This window comes from Acinetobacter sp. YH16038 (assembly GCF_013417275.1).
Taxonomy (GTDB): domain Bacteria; phylum Pseudomonadota; class Gammaproteobacteria; order Pseudomonadales; family Moraxellaceae; genus Acinetobacter.
Genome location: NZ_VPEG01000038.1, coordinates 12,640 through 28,750, shown reverse-complemented (window position 1 = coordinate 28,750; position 16,111 = coordinate 12,640). Strand labels below are relative to the sequence as shown.

Below are 16,111 nucleotides of genomic sequence, written 5' to 3'. Positions count from 1 at the left end.
CACCGAATTTTTTAGCACATACAGTTGCAATCGCAGCTGTTAAAGTTGTTTTACCATGGTCAACGTGACCGATTGTGCCCACGTTAACGTGTGGCTTATTACGTTCAAACTTAGCCTTAGCCATGTTAATCTTCCTCGTTTACGTCGAACACAATTCTGAGTAAAACCCAGCTCCGACATATCGTTTAAAAAAAACCAAACACCAAATACTTGAAAAGCAGACTAAATAGCCTGCTTTTGAAATATTTTTGCAACCACGTTGCCAAACTGTAATCTGGAGCTCTTATCGAGATTTGAACTCGAGACCTCTCCCTTACCAAGGGAGTGCTCTACCACTGAGCTATAAGAGCAAATATTAGCACTTCAAACAATGGAGCGGGAGACGAGGATCGAACTCGCGACATGCAGCTTGGAAGGCTGCCGCTCTACCAACTGAGCTACTCCCGCACGATGTTGGTACTTACCACTTTGAAGTCTTAAAATTGGTGGTGAGGGAAGGATTCGAACCTTCGAAACTTTCGTAGCGGAGTTACAGTCCGCCCCCTTTGACCGCTCGGGAACCTCACCATTTTTACACTTACATCAGTGTCGTTCTTTACTTCGCACTCCAAACTCTCTAAGATGGTGCCGGCACACGGATTCGAACTGTGGACCTACTGATTACAAGTCAGTTGCTCTACCAACTGAGCTATGCCGGCGTTTCTTAGTGTTTCGTACGTTTCGTATCGGAACGGTGTGCAGTTTAGCAAAACTCAGAATCCATGCAAGTGTTTTTTTCAAAAAAAACGCCAAAAACTCACAAAATCAATCCGTTTGATGATAATTCAACCGCTTTGATCACTGCACGAGCTTTTATTTGGGTTTCATTCCATTCTGACTCAGGATTTGAGTCCGCAACCAGCCCTGCTCCAGCCTGAACATAGACCTTATTTTCACGAATCACGCAGGTACGAATGGCAATCGACATGTCCATTTCACCATGCCAGCCTAAATAACCAACAGCGCCGCCAAAAATTCCGCGTTTCACTGGCTCAACTTCGTCAATAATTTCCATGGCACGAATTTTTGGCGCACCAGAAAGTGTTCCCGCCGGGAAAGTTGCCTTAAAAACATCCAGTGCATCGACATCATCACGCACTTCACCTTGTACATTCGACACAATGTGCATCACATGCGAGTAACGTTCGATCACCATTTGATCAGTGACTTGTACTTTACCGATTTTGGATACTCGACCGACATCATTTCGGCCCAAGTCAATCAGCATTAAGTGCTCGGCAATTTCTTTTTCATCAGACAGTAAATCTTTTTCCAGTGCCAGATCTTCTTCTTTGGTCTTGCCACGTGGACGCGTACCCGCCAGTGGACGAACAGTCGCAATGCCATTTTCCAGACGAGAAAGAATTTCCGGTGAAGAACCCACAATATGGAACGGCGTATTATTTTCTAGGGTCTGCCCTTGCACGAGGAACAGGTAAGGTGATGGATTAAGATGACGTAATGCGCGATAGACCTGTAAAGGCTCACCATCGAAATCAGAAACCATACGATGACCCGGCACGACCTGCATCACATCTCCGGCACGAATGTACTCTTTTACCTTTTCAATAGAGGCAATAAAGTTGTCATGTCCAGTTAAAGACTCAAAGTGCGGTGCTGTATGTTTTTCTGCTTTCAGGCTCACTGGTGTTGCCAGAATATTTTCCAGCTCATCCAGCTGCTGCTGCGCTTTCTCATAAGCTGCCTGATCCGCTGCATCGGCATGGACAATCAGGAACAGGGTATCTTTCAGATTATCGAATACGATGACGGTTTTGGACAGCATCATCCAGATATCTGGCAAGCCTACCGGATCAGCTTCAGGCACATTTTTTAGCTTAGGTTCGATATAACGTACTGAGTCATAACCAAAGTAACCGACAAGACCACCGGTAAAGCTTGGTAAGGCTGGAAGTTCTGCCTGGGTCGGTACTTTAAACTGTGCCTGAAAGTCACGGATATACTGGAATGGATCGGCACAGTGCTGTTTTTCAATAGAGCCATCTGGATGCTGAACAGTCAGTTCACCCGCATTACAGGAGAATACAGTCGATTCACCCAGGCCGATAATTGAATAGCGCGCCCAGTTTTCTCCCCCTTCCACAGATTCGAACAGATAAGCCTGTTGGTGCTGTTTTAGACGGGCAAAGATAGATAAAGGAGTATCAGTATCAGCCAGGCGCTGGCGGTATACAGGAATCAAGTTGTAGCCTTGAGATGCAAGTTGCTGGAATTGAGCTGAAGTTGTCATTCGGTTTTTCTCTTTAAATTAGGGTTACTCAGTATGGAAATGGAATTGGACTGAGCGACGCCATCGAAAAACCTTACAACTATTCATCTTATTTCCTTCGTACCCTATTTAAGTAAGCAACTCACGTAGATCATCGACAATTTCTTGAGGATCACAGTCTGCTATATTTTCACCATGATTATAGCCATAGCTGACTACAATACAATCTATACCCGCACGGCGCGCAGCTTCGATGTCATTGACTGAGTCCCCGATCATCAGTACCTGCTCTTTGGTCACGCCATAATGCTCCACACAATGCAACAACTGACGCGGATCTGGCTTACGCTCGGTAAAGCGATCACCACCAATCGTGTCATCAAAGTATTGCGCCATTTCCAGAATATCCAGAATACTGCGTGCCGGTTCTTCTGGTTTATTGGTCACACAGATCAGTTTTTTATCGTTAGCCTTACCCCATTCCAGAAACTCGATAATTCCGTCAAATGGCTTGGTATCTACACAAGGATCGGCATTATAAATTTCCAGGAACGTCGCAAGTAATTCCTGATGCTGGGCAGGTAATACTTCTCCCACCAAATGCTGGAGTACGCTTTCACAGAACTTGGACGTTCCTTTACCGATCCACACCCGTACCTGCTCCTCAGTCACCAGGGGTAGCTGCAAGACATTCAGGCTCATATTCATGGCTCGATACAGATCATGGGCTGAATCCACCAAGGTACCATCCAGATCGAATAAAATCAGCTTACGTTGTTCCAATTGTGCAATTGACATCCTGCCCCTCATTTTCTTTATTTGCAGCCATAAAAAAGGCATGCGTGATGCATGCCTCGATTGTAACCAATCATGGGCTTATTTAAACAACACCCAGGCGATAATCGCCAAAATAATCAGAACGATTAGTGAAATCAGTCCAATAGATGCATTTTTCTGTGCTTCTTTTTCCTGCTCTACACGAGAAACAGGCTGTTCCACCGGAATCGGTGCGGGTTCTGGCTTAACCGAGCTCAGGTCTACCCCTTCAGCAATAGGCGCAGGTTTTGGAATACCGACATTGGTCGGCATACCATCACGGGTCAAGTTGACTGAAGCATCACGCTCTTTCAATTCTGGAATGCCCTGCTCATTCATCTGCTGGGCAGGAGTTTTCTCAACCGTTTCGATTTCTTCAACCACTTGCTCTGCTGTTTCTTCAACTTCTGGCGCCACTTCAACAGGCGCTACAGGTTCAAGAACCAGAAATTTCAAGGTGGCAAACTGGACTACATCGTCTTGTTTTAATCGCGTTTCCTGCTCAATACGCAAGTCATTCACGAAAGTGCCATTAGATGAGCCTAGATCCTGTACCCATAGTGCATCGTTTTTCAGCAGAAAAGCAGCATGCTTACGCGAGATTTCCGCAGCCTGCAGCACAATATCAGCCGCCTGATGACGCCCTACCAGCATGTCACGGTCGATTGCTATTTCCTGTCCGGTCAAGTCATCGGTAATTGCCTGTATTTTCCAAGTCATGAAATCTACTTCTCTATTCTCTTTGACATTATCATAACATGCTGTATGCAAATGCGAATGGTCTAGCTTTTTGGTCTAAGTGTGGTTGTTGTAACGGTATTTCTACTTTTTTCAACCTGCTGGACTGGCTGCTGTACCACTTGTCGCTGAATCCCTGGCTCAATTGCCACTGGTGTAGCCACTGCTGCGGCTGACGGCGTTGACGCTGGCGCACTCGGAACATTCTGGTAGGACGAATTCGTCAGTGGTGTCTTGGAAACTGGAATACGCTGTTGATACACATCTTCAACACTTTCCGGTAGCTTGGCAAAATTACCGTCTGAATCGAGTGCCAATTGCAGGCTATAGAGTTGACCATAACGTTGTTGGGCCAGTTTACGTACTTCATTTTTATCCCCCACAATCGTTGGATGGATAAAGATCAATAAGTTACGTTTCTGATTAGACTTACCTTCAGCGCGGAATAAGCGCCCTATACCCGGAATCGCTCCCAGACCTGGAACAGCCTGACGTCCATACGTAGTATTATCCGAGATTAAGCCACCGAGTACGATGGTTTGCCCATGTTCAGCCAGAATCGAAGTTTTAATTGCACGCTTGCTGGTCACCAAATCCTGTGCTTGTCCACGATCTCGATTGACCGCAGAGACTTCCTGTTCAACTTCCAGACGTACCGTACCATCTTCACCAATGTGCGGTACAACTTTTAAGGTCACCCCAACATCTTTACGCTCAATGGTGGTATAAGGATTAGCCACGCCTGAGCCACTGGTCGAAACCGAACCGGTCACAAAGGGTACATTCTCACCCACGACAATATAGGCTTCTTCATTATCCATGGTCACAATCGACGGCGTAGATAATAGGTTAGACTTGGTGGTTTCTTTTAAGGCCTGAATCATCGCACCATACAGGCGACGTGAACCATCACTGCCTTCCTGAAAATCTCCAATCACAATGGAACTACCCGCACCCACAGTACTTGCAGCACCTAAGCCACCACCTGCGAGATAGCCCGCCGCAATATTTCTCAGACTAGTACCAAACTTATCGAAGTTAATTAAGCCAATTCCGCTGCTGATATCCCCCAAAGCCCATTGCACACCCAGCTGGTCCGCATCTGTCCCTTCTACTTCAATAATTGCAGCTTCAATCAGAACCTGTTGACGGCGCACATCCAACTGATCAATCGCAGATTCAATTTCACGCATCAGTTGCGGGTCTGCTTTAACCACCAGAGAATTCTGCGTGGCATCCGCAATAATACTGACGCCATTGGCATTAAAGCTGCTAATCCCGCCCTGCTCGGTTTTCATGCCTGTATTTAACTGAATGTTGGATGCGGTTGAGCTGTTTGAGTTAGTAGTACTGTTGTTATTCAGGTTATTAGTCGAATTATAAGAAGACGAGCTGGAAGAGGAATTATCCAAACCAGTATTGACTGCTTGCCCTGTCACTAACCCTTGCAAAATTTCCGAAAGATTCTTGGCACTGGCATATTTCAAACGGAAGACTTTTAAGCCCCCCAGACGGTCTGCTGCAGGCACATCCAGTGTTTCAATAATCTGACGAATGCGCTTGCGTGTCGCTGGATCCCCTTTAATCAGAATACGGTTGGTACGCACATCTGCCATGACCCGTACCCGTGAACCACGCAGATCTTTAGCTGCACCTGTCGCTGCCATTGAATCAATCAGCTCGATCATTTCTTCGGCCTGACTAGACTGGAGACTGATGGCTTCAATATCATTCTGACCTGTACCATCCAGGTTACGGATGATGGTTTCCAGCTGATAGATATTGGTCGCCCGGTCCGACACAATCAATGCATTGGTGCCCGGAACGGCAGCCAAATGGGCAAACTGTGGCATCAACGGACGCAGGGCTGGAATCAGGTCATTTGGATTGGTATTTTCCAGCCAGATCACGCGAGTGACAATCTGGTCACCAGTCGCACGATGACGGGCATCATAGGGAATCCCGGAGCTTTTGACATTGCTGTCTGGTACCAGCTTGATGGTATTTCCTGAAGGGATGGCCACCACACCATTGACATTCAAGACCCCTAAAAACAGGTCATAAACTTCATTTTTATTCAGTGGCTTGTTGGAAATGACTGTGACATTGCCTCGAACCCGTGGATCTACCGCAAAATTTTTACCGGTAATATCCGCCACTTCATTAATGAAGGCAGTTAAGTCTGCATCCCGGAGATTGATTTTCCAGGTTTGCGCATAACTTGTCGTACTGACCATAGCAACCAATGGTGCGGCCACACAGAATGCCCATGCTGATCGATTATTATTAAATAAAGCCATAAACTTTTGTGTTTCCTAACCCTATGCGTGATGACACATCACTTCAAATCCTGTTGTATGGTCATCACCTGATCACCACGTTTTATTTCGAGTTTGACCTGACCGTCACGTCGAGCCTGTTCCAGTAATTGTGCTTCGGTTTGTCCCTGTGACAGGGTCTGACCATTCAAAGACAAAATCCGGTCCCCCGGTCTTAATCCCAAGCGATTACGCAGTGCAGCCGGTGTCCGTGAAGTGACTTCATAACCACCCTCTGCTGCACTTACCCCCATATTCTGTAAGTACTGGTCCTTATTTTCCTGCATCTGCTGGATGGCCCGATTGATTTCACTGTGTGGTGAAGGTTGTTCAGGCATACCACTTTCCGTATACATCGGAGGCATTGAATTTGCAGATGCTGCTGAGGTATCCGGCACGATTGGCTGATTTAAACCATTTTCCAGTCCTTTAAACAGGATTTCTTGGGTCGCACCGCTTGATTTACGTAGAATCACCCGGTCCCAGTACACTTCAGCCAGCGTAAAACCGCTATTCCCCAATACCTCTCCGACCCGATAACGATCAGACTGGTCATTAATTTTCAAGACTGCTGAAGAGTTATAGCTTGGGCTCGCTACCACAACCCCCTGTAAGACAATATTGGCAGTTTCAGCAGTTTTCGCTGCGTAAGTATTTTCCTGAAATAGTGAAAAGGCACTTATATTTGGCACTTGAGCCTGTTGTGACCCCAGTTCTACCTGATCAATCTGCATCGCTTGTGGAGGAGCCACCAGAAGCCAGAATAAAGCAGCCAATTTCCAGCATAGATACAGAATCAGCAGAAACAGTAAAATTGGAGCAATACGCTCTGTCTGTTTCAGATCAATGTTTTTAAAATAATCAAGTGGGCTTGCCATCAGTTAAAGCCCCCCATCAAAGGCTGACGGGTACTAATCACATAAGTATCCAGCCCAGCTTTACCGGTATAAGAAGGAGCATTAAGTAAAAAGCGTTGTGTCAGCTGAATATCCAGCATTAAGGTTGGATCCAGTTTAATATTCAACATACGTTGATCACGATTGTCACGTACATCCAGCAGCAGCTGCCCATTCTCATCGGATAACTGACCACTCAGAACCGGTACATTCATGCGCTCCTGACGCTGAACAAACGTGTAAATCAGTTCACCACCGCTCCATTGCATCTGACCGTCTACATGACTAAAGCCTTGCTCTTTTTTATATTTAAAATCGAGTTCTTTAAACTGAATCGGGTTGATAGGCCATTGCCAGTCAGCAATCTTCTTTAAAGTTTCAGGTGCAAGCTGTCCCTCAAGATTTTTAACGGTTAAAGTTTTATTCAAGCCATAGCCCATCACACCCGAAAACTGGGTATTACCGCTATGCAGATCAATATTTGCCCCTAATCTCAGCAACAACAGGTCCAAAGGACGAACCTGCCAGTTCAGACTTCCCCGAAGATTACCTTTTTTCCAGTCCGCACTTCCCTGCCAGATATTCCCGCTTACATTATGTAAGACCTGATTATTTTTATAAAATTTTGAAATTAACCAAGCTGCAGGAACTTGCAGAATTACAAAGACAAAAAAGGCTAGAATTGCAAATATCAACCATTTTAATGTTTTCGGCTTATTGCTCATCCCGCCACGACCAACCTATCCAATCGAAACCCCTAAATTTATAGTTTTGTCATTTTATAATCACATTATGCACACTTTTTCTCTGACGCCAATTCATAGGCATAAAAAAACCAAGCAGGATGTGCTTGGCTGATCAATCACAGGCCGTATGCATAACAGCCTGATGATGAATAATGCGGCAGAAGGATTAGATCACGAAATCTTCCAGTTTTGCGCCTTTCTCTAATTCAGCAACTAACCAGCGTGGCTGTTTACCGCGACCAGTCCAGGTGTCTTCCGGATTGCTTTTACTGCGATAACGTGGCTCTACAGACTTACGTGCAGTTTTTTTACGTTTAGAAGCACCAAATTCAAGAAGCTGTTCAATCGTTAAGCCTACTTTGTCGGCAATATCCAATACCTGATGATAAGCATCTTCAATTTCCTGATCTTTTTTCAAAGCAATTAAAGACTCAGCTTCTGCTTGTAAACGTTTTAACTCTTCAACTGATAAATTTGTAATGTCTGGCATCATGTTCTCCAATAAATAGCATTATTTCTTTTAATAAATAACGAACCCATCATATTTATATTAAGTGTAATATTCAATATAAAATTTTAAATGTATAACAATAAACTTAAGGGCCATTACAAAATTAATCATTAAATTAGAGATAAAAACTCTAATATTAAATTTCATGTTGTACAGTTAATTCTAGCGATTTTATTTTTTCTCGAATATGTTCAGGTATTTCAGTTTTCTGCATATTTTTATTTAAACATACAATTACTGCTTCTGAAGTGGCCACGATACTTTGCTGCTGTTCACTCCATAATAAATAATGCATTCTGACTGCACTATTCCGAATTTCATCAATTCGTGCCGCCACTTTTAATTGATCTGGATAAACCACAGGTTTTAAATAACGGCATTGATTTGAAGCCACTACTGTTAAAATATCTTCATCAAAAATATTTAATTTACCCAAATAAGCCAAACGGGCACTTTCTATATAACGGTAATACATGGCATTATTAACATGCCCAAACGCATCCATGTCTCCCCATGCGACAGTTTGCGAATAAATCACCGGATATTGTTGTAATTCTGACATTATTTCCTCAAATTCTGATTTCGATAAAATTAACATTCGATTCAAATACGGCATTTAACTGCTGTATTAAATCCTCTCTTCCCTGTAATACAGATTTAATTCTCAAATAGCTCATGCGAATGTCATCTGGATAGAGATCCAGCAATTGCTGAGCTTCTTCTACCCGGCCAGTCGCCTGTAGAATATGCCATTTGGCAAAACTTAATATTGGCAGTGCAGTATATTTTGCATCCCAAACTGAGATCTGCTGCTCAATATCTGCATAATCTGGAAACTGCTTTAATAACTGCTGCTGGAACCATAAATAGAATACATCCTGATTAAATTGGAGTTCCAGTAAGTGTTTAGCAAGGCATTCATGCTCAACACTCATTTCCGGCATTCTAAATAACAGTTTCAACCATAATAGCTTGACTTCATAGTCACGATTAAATATATCCTGTTTTAAATCAAGATAACGTTGTTTTAAATATTCCAAATCATCTTCAGTAGCCTGGTCATAAGCTATTAATAATTGCTGCAGCCATATTTTTTTTACTTCTTGGTCTAAATGACCATATTTGGTTGAACGTAAATATAACCAGGGAAACTGTAAGGCAAATTGTCCCCATAAAGCATTTAAACGCTGCTCATAAGCGGTTTTGACTCGTCTTAACCAGGGAGATAATTCATGCTGATTTAAAAATTCTAAATGTGTTAATGCCTGCTGACCATCTTGCTGTGATAAATAGATTTCAATCCGCTGTAATTCTGCCAGTTCAAATGCCATTGGATTAGACTGATTTAAACTACTCAATGCTTCGCTATATTGTTGCTGTCCCCAGGATAATCGGGCATTAATAATATGCTTGAGCAATCCCGATTGATTAAAAGACTGCTGGATAAAATCCCGTTGATCCTGTGCAGCATTTAATAACCAGACCACAGCTAACTGCTCATAAGGATGCAGGCGGGCAAAGCTGAATACCGTTTCATGTTTACGCTGTTTAAAGCTGAGATAACGCTTGGTCGCATACCATAGCATATGCATCATGAAGCTGATTACGATAAGCAAGCCCACCAGAAACCAGAAAGTGGTCTGGATCTGTAGTTCGCGCCAATACAGATAGACATAGCCCGCACCATAACCATAGCTCAGTACGCTCAAGATCGCTAAGCCCAGCAAACCAACCAGTAAATAAGCAAGTAAAATCTGTTTCATAAGCAATTAACCGATCAGGGTACGCGTATTGAGCTGAGGAGTAGGCGTCTGAGGTGCTATCTTAATTTGCTCCAGTCGCTGAATCCATTGTTTGCTTTGCGCATCCGGAAGTTGAGCCAATACCTCGATCACACTTTTCAGGGCTTGCTGGAAAGCTACCTGCTGTCCTTGTTGCGCACTATTTTCTGCAATCAGTAAACGCAGCTGAGCTTCTTTTAAGACCAGATTACGCTGCATTAAGACTGCACTCGGTTTCTCGACTGATTCAATCTGAATCCAGCGCTGCCAAAATGAGCTTTGGGCTGTAGCGCGGTGCTGATGCTGCACCTGGATTTCCTTTTCCATCTCAATATCAATCTGTTGCAGTAATTCTTTTAATTTATTCTGTTGTACTAAACGATTGTTGATGAACTGCTTAAGGACTTCCCGATCCTTGTCAATCGCCTGATTCAGGCTACCCAGAAGAGCAGGTGCCAGTTCTAGATGTTCAAGCTGATTGGATAATTGATTCAACTTTTCCATAGCCATTGCATATTGTTGCTGCTGCAAGGCAAACTCAACCAGATCCAGATATTGCTCGACCAAAGGCAGATCATCCTGCAAGTTAGCCCTAGGAGTATCCTGAACTGTCCCCTTGTTCGGTGTTTCAGGGCTTAACGCTTGGCCCGTAGCAACTTGACGTTTTAAGGCCACCATCTGATCATTCAGATTGGCATTCTGCTGTTGCAGTTGCTTCAAATTCTGGGTCAATTCAGTCTGTGCTGAATTTAAGCCAAACAGGTCATAGCTCAGCTTGGCAATCCACGCCAAGCTCAAGATGAAAAAAACAATAAATAATTTTTTCATGCGTTTCCTAGTACATCAGTAGCTGCTGCAAAATCGTCGATCCGCTTAAGTCCTCTAACTGAGCGAATTGAAAACCAGCCTGATGTTGCTGTTGATATTCCCCAAGCATGGCAGCCAAACGCGGCCCCAAAACCAAATACAATGCCCGATTAATGAGATGCGGATACGGCTGCATCAAGGCTAGCCAGTTAAGCCAGCTCGCTTCACTGCTGACCAAGACTGCATAACGGGGATTAGCTTCAAGGCTCGTCAAATGTTTAGCTAATATCTCGGAAGTCACTGGCGGACACTGACGATCATATAAAATGAAATTCAATATATGAATTTGCTGATCCTTTAAATGCTGCATCATAAACTGACGCCCACCTTCACCTCGCCAAAAGGCGACAGTTGATCCGGTAGCTAACTGCTGTAGCACAGGCAATTGCAGCATCCCTTCCGAAGTCTCCACATCAGGCACATAACTCTGGATACCGTAGCTTGCTAAAGCCTGCTCGGTAGCTTTACCTACAGCGACCCACTGGACACTTCCAAGATCATGCAATGATAGACCTGCCTGCTGCAAATATTGCATGCCCATCTGGGCAGCGGTCGGACTCACGACGACAATCAGTTTTGCTTGGGGTAGTTGTCTAAATAAACTGGCCAGCTCATCCGTATAAGGCTGCTGTACCAGTTCTAGCAAGGGCAACTCTATCACCGGAATCTGCGCTGTCTGTAGGGCTTGCGTTAAATTTGCAGCACGATCACTCGGACGGGTATTAATGAACAACATTATTTTGAATAAAGGGCTTTCAGTAACTCGCCTGCGCCCTGATCTAGTAGATCTTTGGCCAGCTGCACGCCCAATTGCTCTGCATCTGCCATGGTTCCACTTTGCTGTGCGCGTAGCAAAGTTGCGCCATCTACGCTACCGACCCGGCCTTCAATCGAAATGACACCTTCATTTAAAGTGGCATAGCCTGCGATTGGCACCTGACAGCCACCTTCCAGATAGGCATTAAAGGCACGTTCGGCACGGACACAGGCATCAGTTTCTACATGTAACAGAGGCTGGATTAAATCTAATACCGCTTGATCTCCACTCCGGCATTCCAGGCCCAGTGCACCCTGTCCTACTGCGGGTAAACTTACTTCAGGCACAATACTATGACGAATACGATCTGCAAGGCCCAAGCGTTTTAAACCGGCACTGGCCAGGATGATTGCATCATACTGACCTGCATCCAGTTTGGATAAGCGTGTACCAACATTACCGCGTAAATCGATAATCTCAAGGTCCGGACGCTGTTTTAAAATCTGGGTTTTACGGCGCAAGCTGGAAGTTCCAACTTTGGCACCTTGAGGCAATTCGTCAAAACTGGCATAAGTATTTGAGACAAAAGCATCCAGTGGATCTTCACGTTCACAAATGACTGCCAAAGATAAGCCTTCAGGCAAAGCCATTGGCACATCTTTCATTGAATGGACTGCCAGATCAGCACGACCATCTAGTAAGGCTGCTTCTAATTCTTTTACAAATAAGCCCTTACCGCCAATTTTAGCCAATGGCGTATCAAGAATTTTATCACCCTGTGTAACAAAAGTGACTAACTCGACCTGAAGTCCAGCATGCAGGTCCTGTAAGCGTGCACGGATATGTTCCGCCTGCCAGAGCGCAAGTGGACTTTGTCGAGTAGCAATTTTTAGGGTCTTCATAAATTTCAATAAACAGTCAATGAGAACAATAGTCTAAACTTAACCTGCTCACTTGAAAATGCAAGCGAATTTATACAAGTTTCAATACTGGTCCAGACGAACTCATTGATCCGTTTAGAGTTTCTGAATCCGTTCCCGCAAGAATGGCAAATGACGCCGGCTGACCGCCAGACGCTCTTCCAGTTCACGACAACGCACCTGATACTGGCCGGAACTCACCACTTCCAAGCCTTCCAGATAGTGAACCGAAACCAGTGCATTACGGTGAATCCTGATGAACTGATGTCCAAACTCCTGTTCCAACTCCTTCAGGGTTTCATCAATCAGGACACTGCCGTTTTTATGGCGTACGGTCACATATTTTTGATCCGCCAGAAAATAATAGATATTTTCAACTGGCACCAATTCGACCCCGCGATAGGTCTTTGCCGCAATTTGATGGCGGCTGATATTGATTTCTTCCATATTTTCTTTTTGTTTTAGTTGGCTCATTTGAGCTTGGGTAAGTTTAATTAGATGCTCTAAAACCTGTGCCAATTCCTGTTGCATCACCGGTTTAAGCAGGTAGCCGTCTGCATTAGACTTGAATGCATCCAGCGCGTGTTGGTCATAGGCCGTACAAAAGACAATAGCCGGCATCGGGTCGAGCTGACGCAAATGCTGCGCACAGGTCAAACCATCCATTTCAGGCATTTGAATATCTAATAAGATGACATCAGGTTCATGCTGGTGAGCCAGATCAATTGCTTGACGACCATGCGTAGCTGTTGCAACCACATCATGCCCCAGTTGAGAGACTAAACGTGATAGTCGCTCGACAGCCAAAGGCTCATCGTCACAAATCAGGACGTCCATTTCTCCTCCTTAATCCAGTCAACATTATTCATTTGATTATAAGTTAACTGTGATTTCCTTGATTTCTTTTTATTTATAGCGATATTGCACAACCGTGGTAAACACCCCTCCACCGGCGAAAGTTTGAAACGTCATCGTAGGTCCGTAATAAGCTTCCAGACGCTGTCTGACATTTTCAATTGCAATACCATGTCCCTTTTTTAATGTTTTATTATCCTGCGTATAGGGGTTTGTTATGATGATATTAATTTGATTTTGCAAGATTTCAATCAATATGCTTATGGTACTCTTTGTCAAAATTTTTTCAACTCCATGGAAAATACTATTTTCCACTAGGGGTTGTAAAGTCAATAATGGAATTTGGACTTGTGAGTATAAGTCTTTGTTTTCTAATTTCCATTCGACCTGCAAACGCTCTCCCAGACGAATCTGTTCAATCTCCAAATAGCGCTGGCAGAGTTCAATTTCTTCCTGCAACTTGACCAGTTTCAATTCCTGAAAACTGGCCCGAAAAAGACGGGACAAATTCAGCAACATTTGTTCGGCTTTGTCCGGGTCAATACTGATCAGGCTAATCACGCTATTGAGACTATTAAACAGAAAATGCGGATGAATCCTGGCCTGCATGGCCTGAATCCGTGCATGTAATTCACTGTGCTGCTGCTGCGCCCATTGTTCACGCAAATACAGATAGCGAAAACAGAACATGCCTAACAGGATACCAAAACTCAGATGTAGGCCGACCTGATCCAGTGCGACTGCCAGACTCAGTCCCTGAAAATTCAAATTGCTGCCAAAATAAGTCAGCACATTCAGACTGGTCGTAGTTACCAAAACAATCGCCTGTAATAGCAAAAATCCGCAGATTAATGCCAGCTTAATCCCCATACGTTGAAAGTGCTGATGAAAAATCTCGACTAACGCTGCAAAACATAACAATACCCAGTTGATATACAGCATATATTGAAGTAGATCTGCCAGATTAAGCGCCTGCCAGGACTGTGCTTTTGCCAAGGCTAAGACCATGGCCAGCACATTGCCGCCAATAAACATTTCCAGCAAATAGTGCAGCTTGCCGATCTGGCTAAAAAAATAAGAGCTTTGCACTGATCCGGTCGGAGATGTAAAAGATTGATCGACTTGGACTTCGGCAACGGGCTTTGAATTTGTTATACTCTTTTTCGTTCTACTGCTTTTAATCTGATTGAGCCGACATGACCACATCTTCTAATTCCTCAAATCCATCACAAGCCCAGACTTCGGGTATGTGGGGCGGTCGTTTCTCTGAAGCGACTGATGCTTTTGTTGCTGAATTTACAGCATCTGTTCAATTTGACCAACGTTTTTATAAACAAGACATTGCAGGCTCGATTGCACATGCAACCATGCTGGCAAAAGTTGGCGTACTGACCGAACAGGAACGTGATGACATTATCGAAGGTCTGACTGCCATTAAAGCAGATATTGAAGCAGGTAACTTCGAATGGCGCATTGACCTTGAAGATGTGCATATGAACATTGAGTCGCGCCTGACTCAGCGTATCGGCATCACCGGTAAAAAATTACATACGGGCCGTAGCCGTAATGACCAGGTGGCAACCGATATCCGTCTGTATGTACGTGATGAAATCGATGCCATCCTGGAATTACTGAAAAAATTGCAAAAAGGCATCCTGGGTCTGGCAGCGAAAAATACCAATACCATCATGCCGGGTTTTACCCATCTGCAAACTGCACAGCCAGTGACTTTTGGTCATCACTTGATGGCTTGGTTTGAAATGCTGATACGTGACTCTGAGCGTCTGATTGATTGCCGTAAACGTGTTAACCGTATGCCACTCGGTTCTGCTGCTCTAGCAGGTACGACTTACCCGATTGACCGTGCTTATACCGCTGAGCTTCTAGGTTTTGAAGCTGTAGCTGAAAACTCTTTAGATGCCGTTTCTGACCGTGATTTCGGTATCGAATTTAATGCTGCGGCATCTTTAATTATGATGCACCTGTCACGTATGTCTGAAGAAATGATCCTATGGACATCGGCTCAGTTCAAGTTCGTAAATATTCCAGACCGTTTCTGTACTGGTTCTTCGATCATGCCACAGAAGAAAAACCCAGATGTACCTGAACTGATCCGTGGTAAAACCGGCCGTGTATATGGTGATCTGATGAGCTTGTTGACCCTAATGAAAGGTCAACCGCTTGCTTACAACAAAGATAACCAGGAAGACAAAGAACCATTATTTGATGCGATCGATACGGTTCGTGGTTCATTAATGGCATTTGCTGACATGATTCCTGCTCTAGTACCAAATATTGAAATCATGCGTGAAGCAGCACTTCGTGGCTTCTCAACGGCCACTGACCTGGCAGATTATCTGGTAAAAAATGGCGTAGCATTCCGTGATGCACACGAAATTGTGGGTAAAGCGGTAGCTCTGGGTGTACAGGAAGGTAAAGACCTGTCTGAACTGACACTTGAGCAACTGCAACAGTTCTCTGATCTGATTCAGGCAGATGTATTCGAAAAAGCCCTGACCTTAGAAGCATCTGTGAATGCACGTAATCACATCGGTGGTACTGCACCTGCACAGGTTGAAGCTGCGATCGAACGTGCGCATGCTCGCCTAGAGAAACTTTACGCTTAATTGCTTTCGC

General features: G+C 44.3%; 16 protein-coding genes and 4 tRNA genes. 1 reads left to right on the top strand and 19 read right to left on the bottom strand.

What is annotated here, in order from left to right:
* The 19 genes from FTV34_RS14140 to FTV34_RS14050 all read right to left on the bottom strand — a co-directional run.
* Positions 1-124 (bottom strand): GTP-binding protein (locus FTV34_RS14140; RefSeq protein WP_228151030.1); only part of this gene is annotated, 124 nt, incomplete at its 3' end.
* 151 nt (positions 125-275) lie between these two features.
* A tRNA-Thr gene (locus tag FTV34_RS14135) sits at positions 276-350 on the bottom strand.
* Between the two features lie 21 nt (positions 351-371).
* Positions 372-447, bottom strand: a tRNA-Gly gene (locus tag FTV34_RS14130).
* Positions 448-483: 36 nt separating this feature from the next.
* Positions 484-567, bottom strand: a tRNA-Tyr gene (locus tag FTV34_RS14125).
* Between the two features lie 55 nt (positions 568-622).
* Positions 623-698: transfer RNA gene (locus tag FTV34_RS14120), tRNA-Thr, on the bottom strand.
* A gap of 98 nt (positions 699-796) precedes the next feature.
* Positions 797-2,290, bottom strand: a complete 1,494-nt coding sequence (gene trpE / locus FTV34_RS14115) for an anthranilate synthase component I (protein WP_179991966.1) — start codon at positions 2,288-2,290, stop codon at positions 797-799.
* Positions 2,291-2,398: 108 nt separating this feature from the next.
* Positions 2,399-3,067 carry a phosphoglycolate phosphatase gene (gph, locus tag FTV34_RS14110; protein WP_180012048.1) on the bottom strand — a complete coding sequence of 223 codons (669 nt, stop codon included), beginning with the start codon at positions 3,065-3,067 and terminating at the stop codon, positions 2,399-2,401.
* Between the two features lie 78 nt (positions 3,068-3,145).
* Positions 3,146-3,805 carry an FHA domain-containing protein gene (locus FTV34_RS14105; protein ID WP_179991964.1) on the bottom strand — a complete coding sequence of 220 codons (660 nt, stop codon included), beginning with the start codon at positions 3,803-3,805 and terminating at the stop codon, positions 3,146-3,148.
* Positions 3,806-3,867: 62 nt separating this feature from the next.
* The gene (gene gspD, locus FTV34_RS14100) at positions 3,868-6,123 is read right to left on the bottom strand and encodes a type II secretion system secretin GspD (RefSeq protein ID WP_180070613.1); all 2,256 of its coding nucleotides are present in this window, start codon (positions 6,121-6,123) and stop codon (positions 3,868-3,870) included.
* Between the two features lie 38 nt (positions 6,124-6,161).
* Entirely contained in the window at positions 6,162-7,019 is an 858-nt protein-coding gene (locus FTV34_RS14095; protein WP_180070611.1) for a type II secretion system protein N, read from the bottom strand.
* On the bottom strand, positions 7,019-7,762 hold the full coding sequence (gspN, locus tag FTV34_RS14090) for a type II secretion system protein N (RefSeq protein WP_180070609.1): 744 nt from the start codon (positions 7,760-7,762) through the stop codon (positions 7,019-7,021). The genes FTV34_RS14095 and gspN overlap by 1 nt, the downstream gene beginning before the upstream one ends.
* A gap of 187 nt (positions 7,763-7,949) precedes the next feature.
* A complete protein-coding gene (locus FTV34_RS14085; RefSeq protein WP_079281036.1) occupies positions 7,950-8,276 on the bottom strand; it encodes an H-NS family nucleoid-associated regulatory protein in 327 nt (108 codons plus the stop codon).
* Between the two features lie 154 nt (positions 8,277-8,430).
* The gene (locus FTV34_RS14080) at positions 8,431-8,856 is read right to left on the bottom strand and encodes a thioesterase family protein (RefSeq protein ID WP_004781650.1); all 426 of its coding nucleotides are present in this window, start codon (positions 8,854-8,856) and stop codon (positions 8,431-8,433) included.
* Between the two features lie 7 nt (positions 8,857-8,863).
* A complete protein-coding gene (locus FTV34_RS14075; RefSeq protein ID WP_180070607.1) occupies positions 8,864-10,057 on the bottom strand; it encodes a heme biosynthesis protein HemY in 1,194 nt (397 codons plus the stop codon).
* A gap of 6 nt (positions 10,058-10,063) precedes the next feature.
* Positions 10,064-10,903, bottom strand: coding sequence for a hypothetical protein (locus FTV34_RS14070; protein WP_180070605.1), 840 nt, complete (start codon positions 10,901-10,903; stop codon positions 10,064-10,066).
* 7 nt (positions 10,904-10,910) lie between these two features.
* Positions 10,911-11,678, bottom strand: a complete 768-nt coding sequence (locus FTV34_RS14065) for a uroporphyrinogen-III synthase (protein WP_180070603.1) — start codon at positions 11,676-11,678, stop codon at positions 10,911-10,913.
* A complete protein-coding gene (gene hemC / locus FTV34_RS14060) occupies positions 11,678-12,601 on the bottom strand; it encodes a hydroxymethylbilane synthase (RefSeq protein WP_159123732.1) in 924 nt (307 codons plus the stop codon). Before hemC ends, FTV34_RS14065 begins: the two co-directional genes overlap by 1 nt.
* A gap of 114 nt (positions 12,602-12,715) precedes the next feature.
* Positions 12,716-13,456 (bottom strand): LytTR family DNA-binding domain-containing protein, encoded by a 741-nt coding sequence (locus tag FTV34_RS14055; protein ID WP_005232557.1) that lies wholly within the window; start codon positions 13,454-13,456, stop codon positions 12,716-12,718.
* Between the two features lie 69 nt (positions 13,457-13,525).
* Positions 13,526-14,680 (bottom strand): sensor histidine kinase, encoded by a 1,155-nt coding sequence (locus tag FTV34_RS14050; RefSeq protein ID WP_180070601.1) that lies wholly within the window; start codon positions 14,678-14,680, stop codon positions 13,526-13,528.
* Here FTV34_RS14050 and argH point away from each other — a divergent pair.
* Complete coding sequence (gene argH / locus FTV34_RS14045; protein ID WP_180070599.1) at positions 14,671-16,101, top strand: argininosuccinate lyase; 1,431 nt, start codon at positions 14,671-14,673, stop codon at positions 16,099-16,101. The genes FTV34_RS14050 and argH overlap by 10 nt on opposite strands.
* Positions 16,102-16,111: the final 10 nt, after the last annotated feature.

Coding starts and splice junctions, on each gene's coding strand:
- trpE (WP_179991966.1), bottom strand. CDS start 2,290: ATGACAACTTCAGCTCAATTCCAGCAACTTGCATCTCAAGGCTACAAC.
- gph (WP_180012048.1), bottom strand. CDS start 3,067: ATGTCAATTGCACAATTGGAACAACGTAAGCTGATTTTATTCGATCTG.
- FTV34_RS14105 (WP_179991964.1), bottom strand. CDS start 3,805: ATGACTTGGAAAATACAGGCAATTACCGATGACTTGACCGGACAGGAA.
- gspD (WP_180070613.1), bottom strand. CDS start 6,123: ATGGCTTTATTTAATAATAATCGATCAGCATGGGCATTCTGTGTGGCC.
- FTV34_RS14095 (WP_180070611.1), bottom strand. CDS start 7,019: ATGGCAAGCCCACTTGATTATTTTAAAAACATTGATCTGAAACAGACA.
- gspN (WP_180070609.1), bottom strand. CDS start 7,762: ATGAGCAATAAGCCGAAAACATTAAAATGGTTGATATTTGCAATTCTA.
- FTV34_RS14085 (WP_079281036.1), bottom strand. CDS start 8,276: ATGATGCCAGACATTACAAATTTATCAGTTGAAGAGTTAAAACGTTTA.
- FTV34_RS14080 (WP_004781650.1), bottom strand. CDS start 8,856: ATGTCAGAATTACAACAATATCCGGTGATTTATTCGCAAACTGTCGCA.
- FTV34_RS14075 (WP_180070607.1), bottom strand. CDS start 10,057: ATGAAACAGATTTTACTTGCTTATTTACTGGTTGGTTTGCTGGGCTTA.
- FTV34_RS14070 (WP_180070605.1), bottom strand. CDS start 10,903: ATGAAAAAATTATTTATTGTTTTTTTCATCTTGAGCTTGGCGTGGATT.
- FTV34_RS14065 (WP_180070603.1), bottom strand. CDS start 11,678: ATGTTGTTCATTAATACCCGTCCGAGTGATCGTGCTGCAAATTTAACG.
- hemC (WP_159123732.1), bottom strand. CDS start 12,601: ATGAAGACCCTAAAAATTGCTACTCGACAAAGTCCACTTGCGCTCTGG.
- FTV34_RS14055 (WP_005232557.1), bottom strand. CDS start 13,456: ATGGACGTCCTGATTTGTGACGATGAGCCTTTGGCTGTCGAGCGACTA.
- argH (WP_180070599.1), top strand. CDS start 14,671: ATGACCACATCTTCTAATTCCTCAAATCCATCACAAGCCCAGACTTCG.
- FTV34_RS14050 (WP_180070601.1), bottom strand. CDS start 14,680: ATGTGGTCATGTCGGCTCAATCAGATTAAAAGCAGTAGAACGAAAAAG.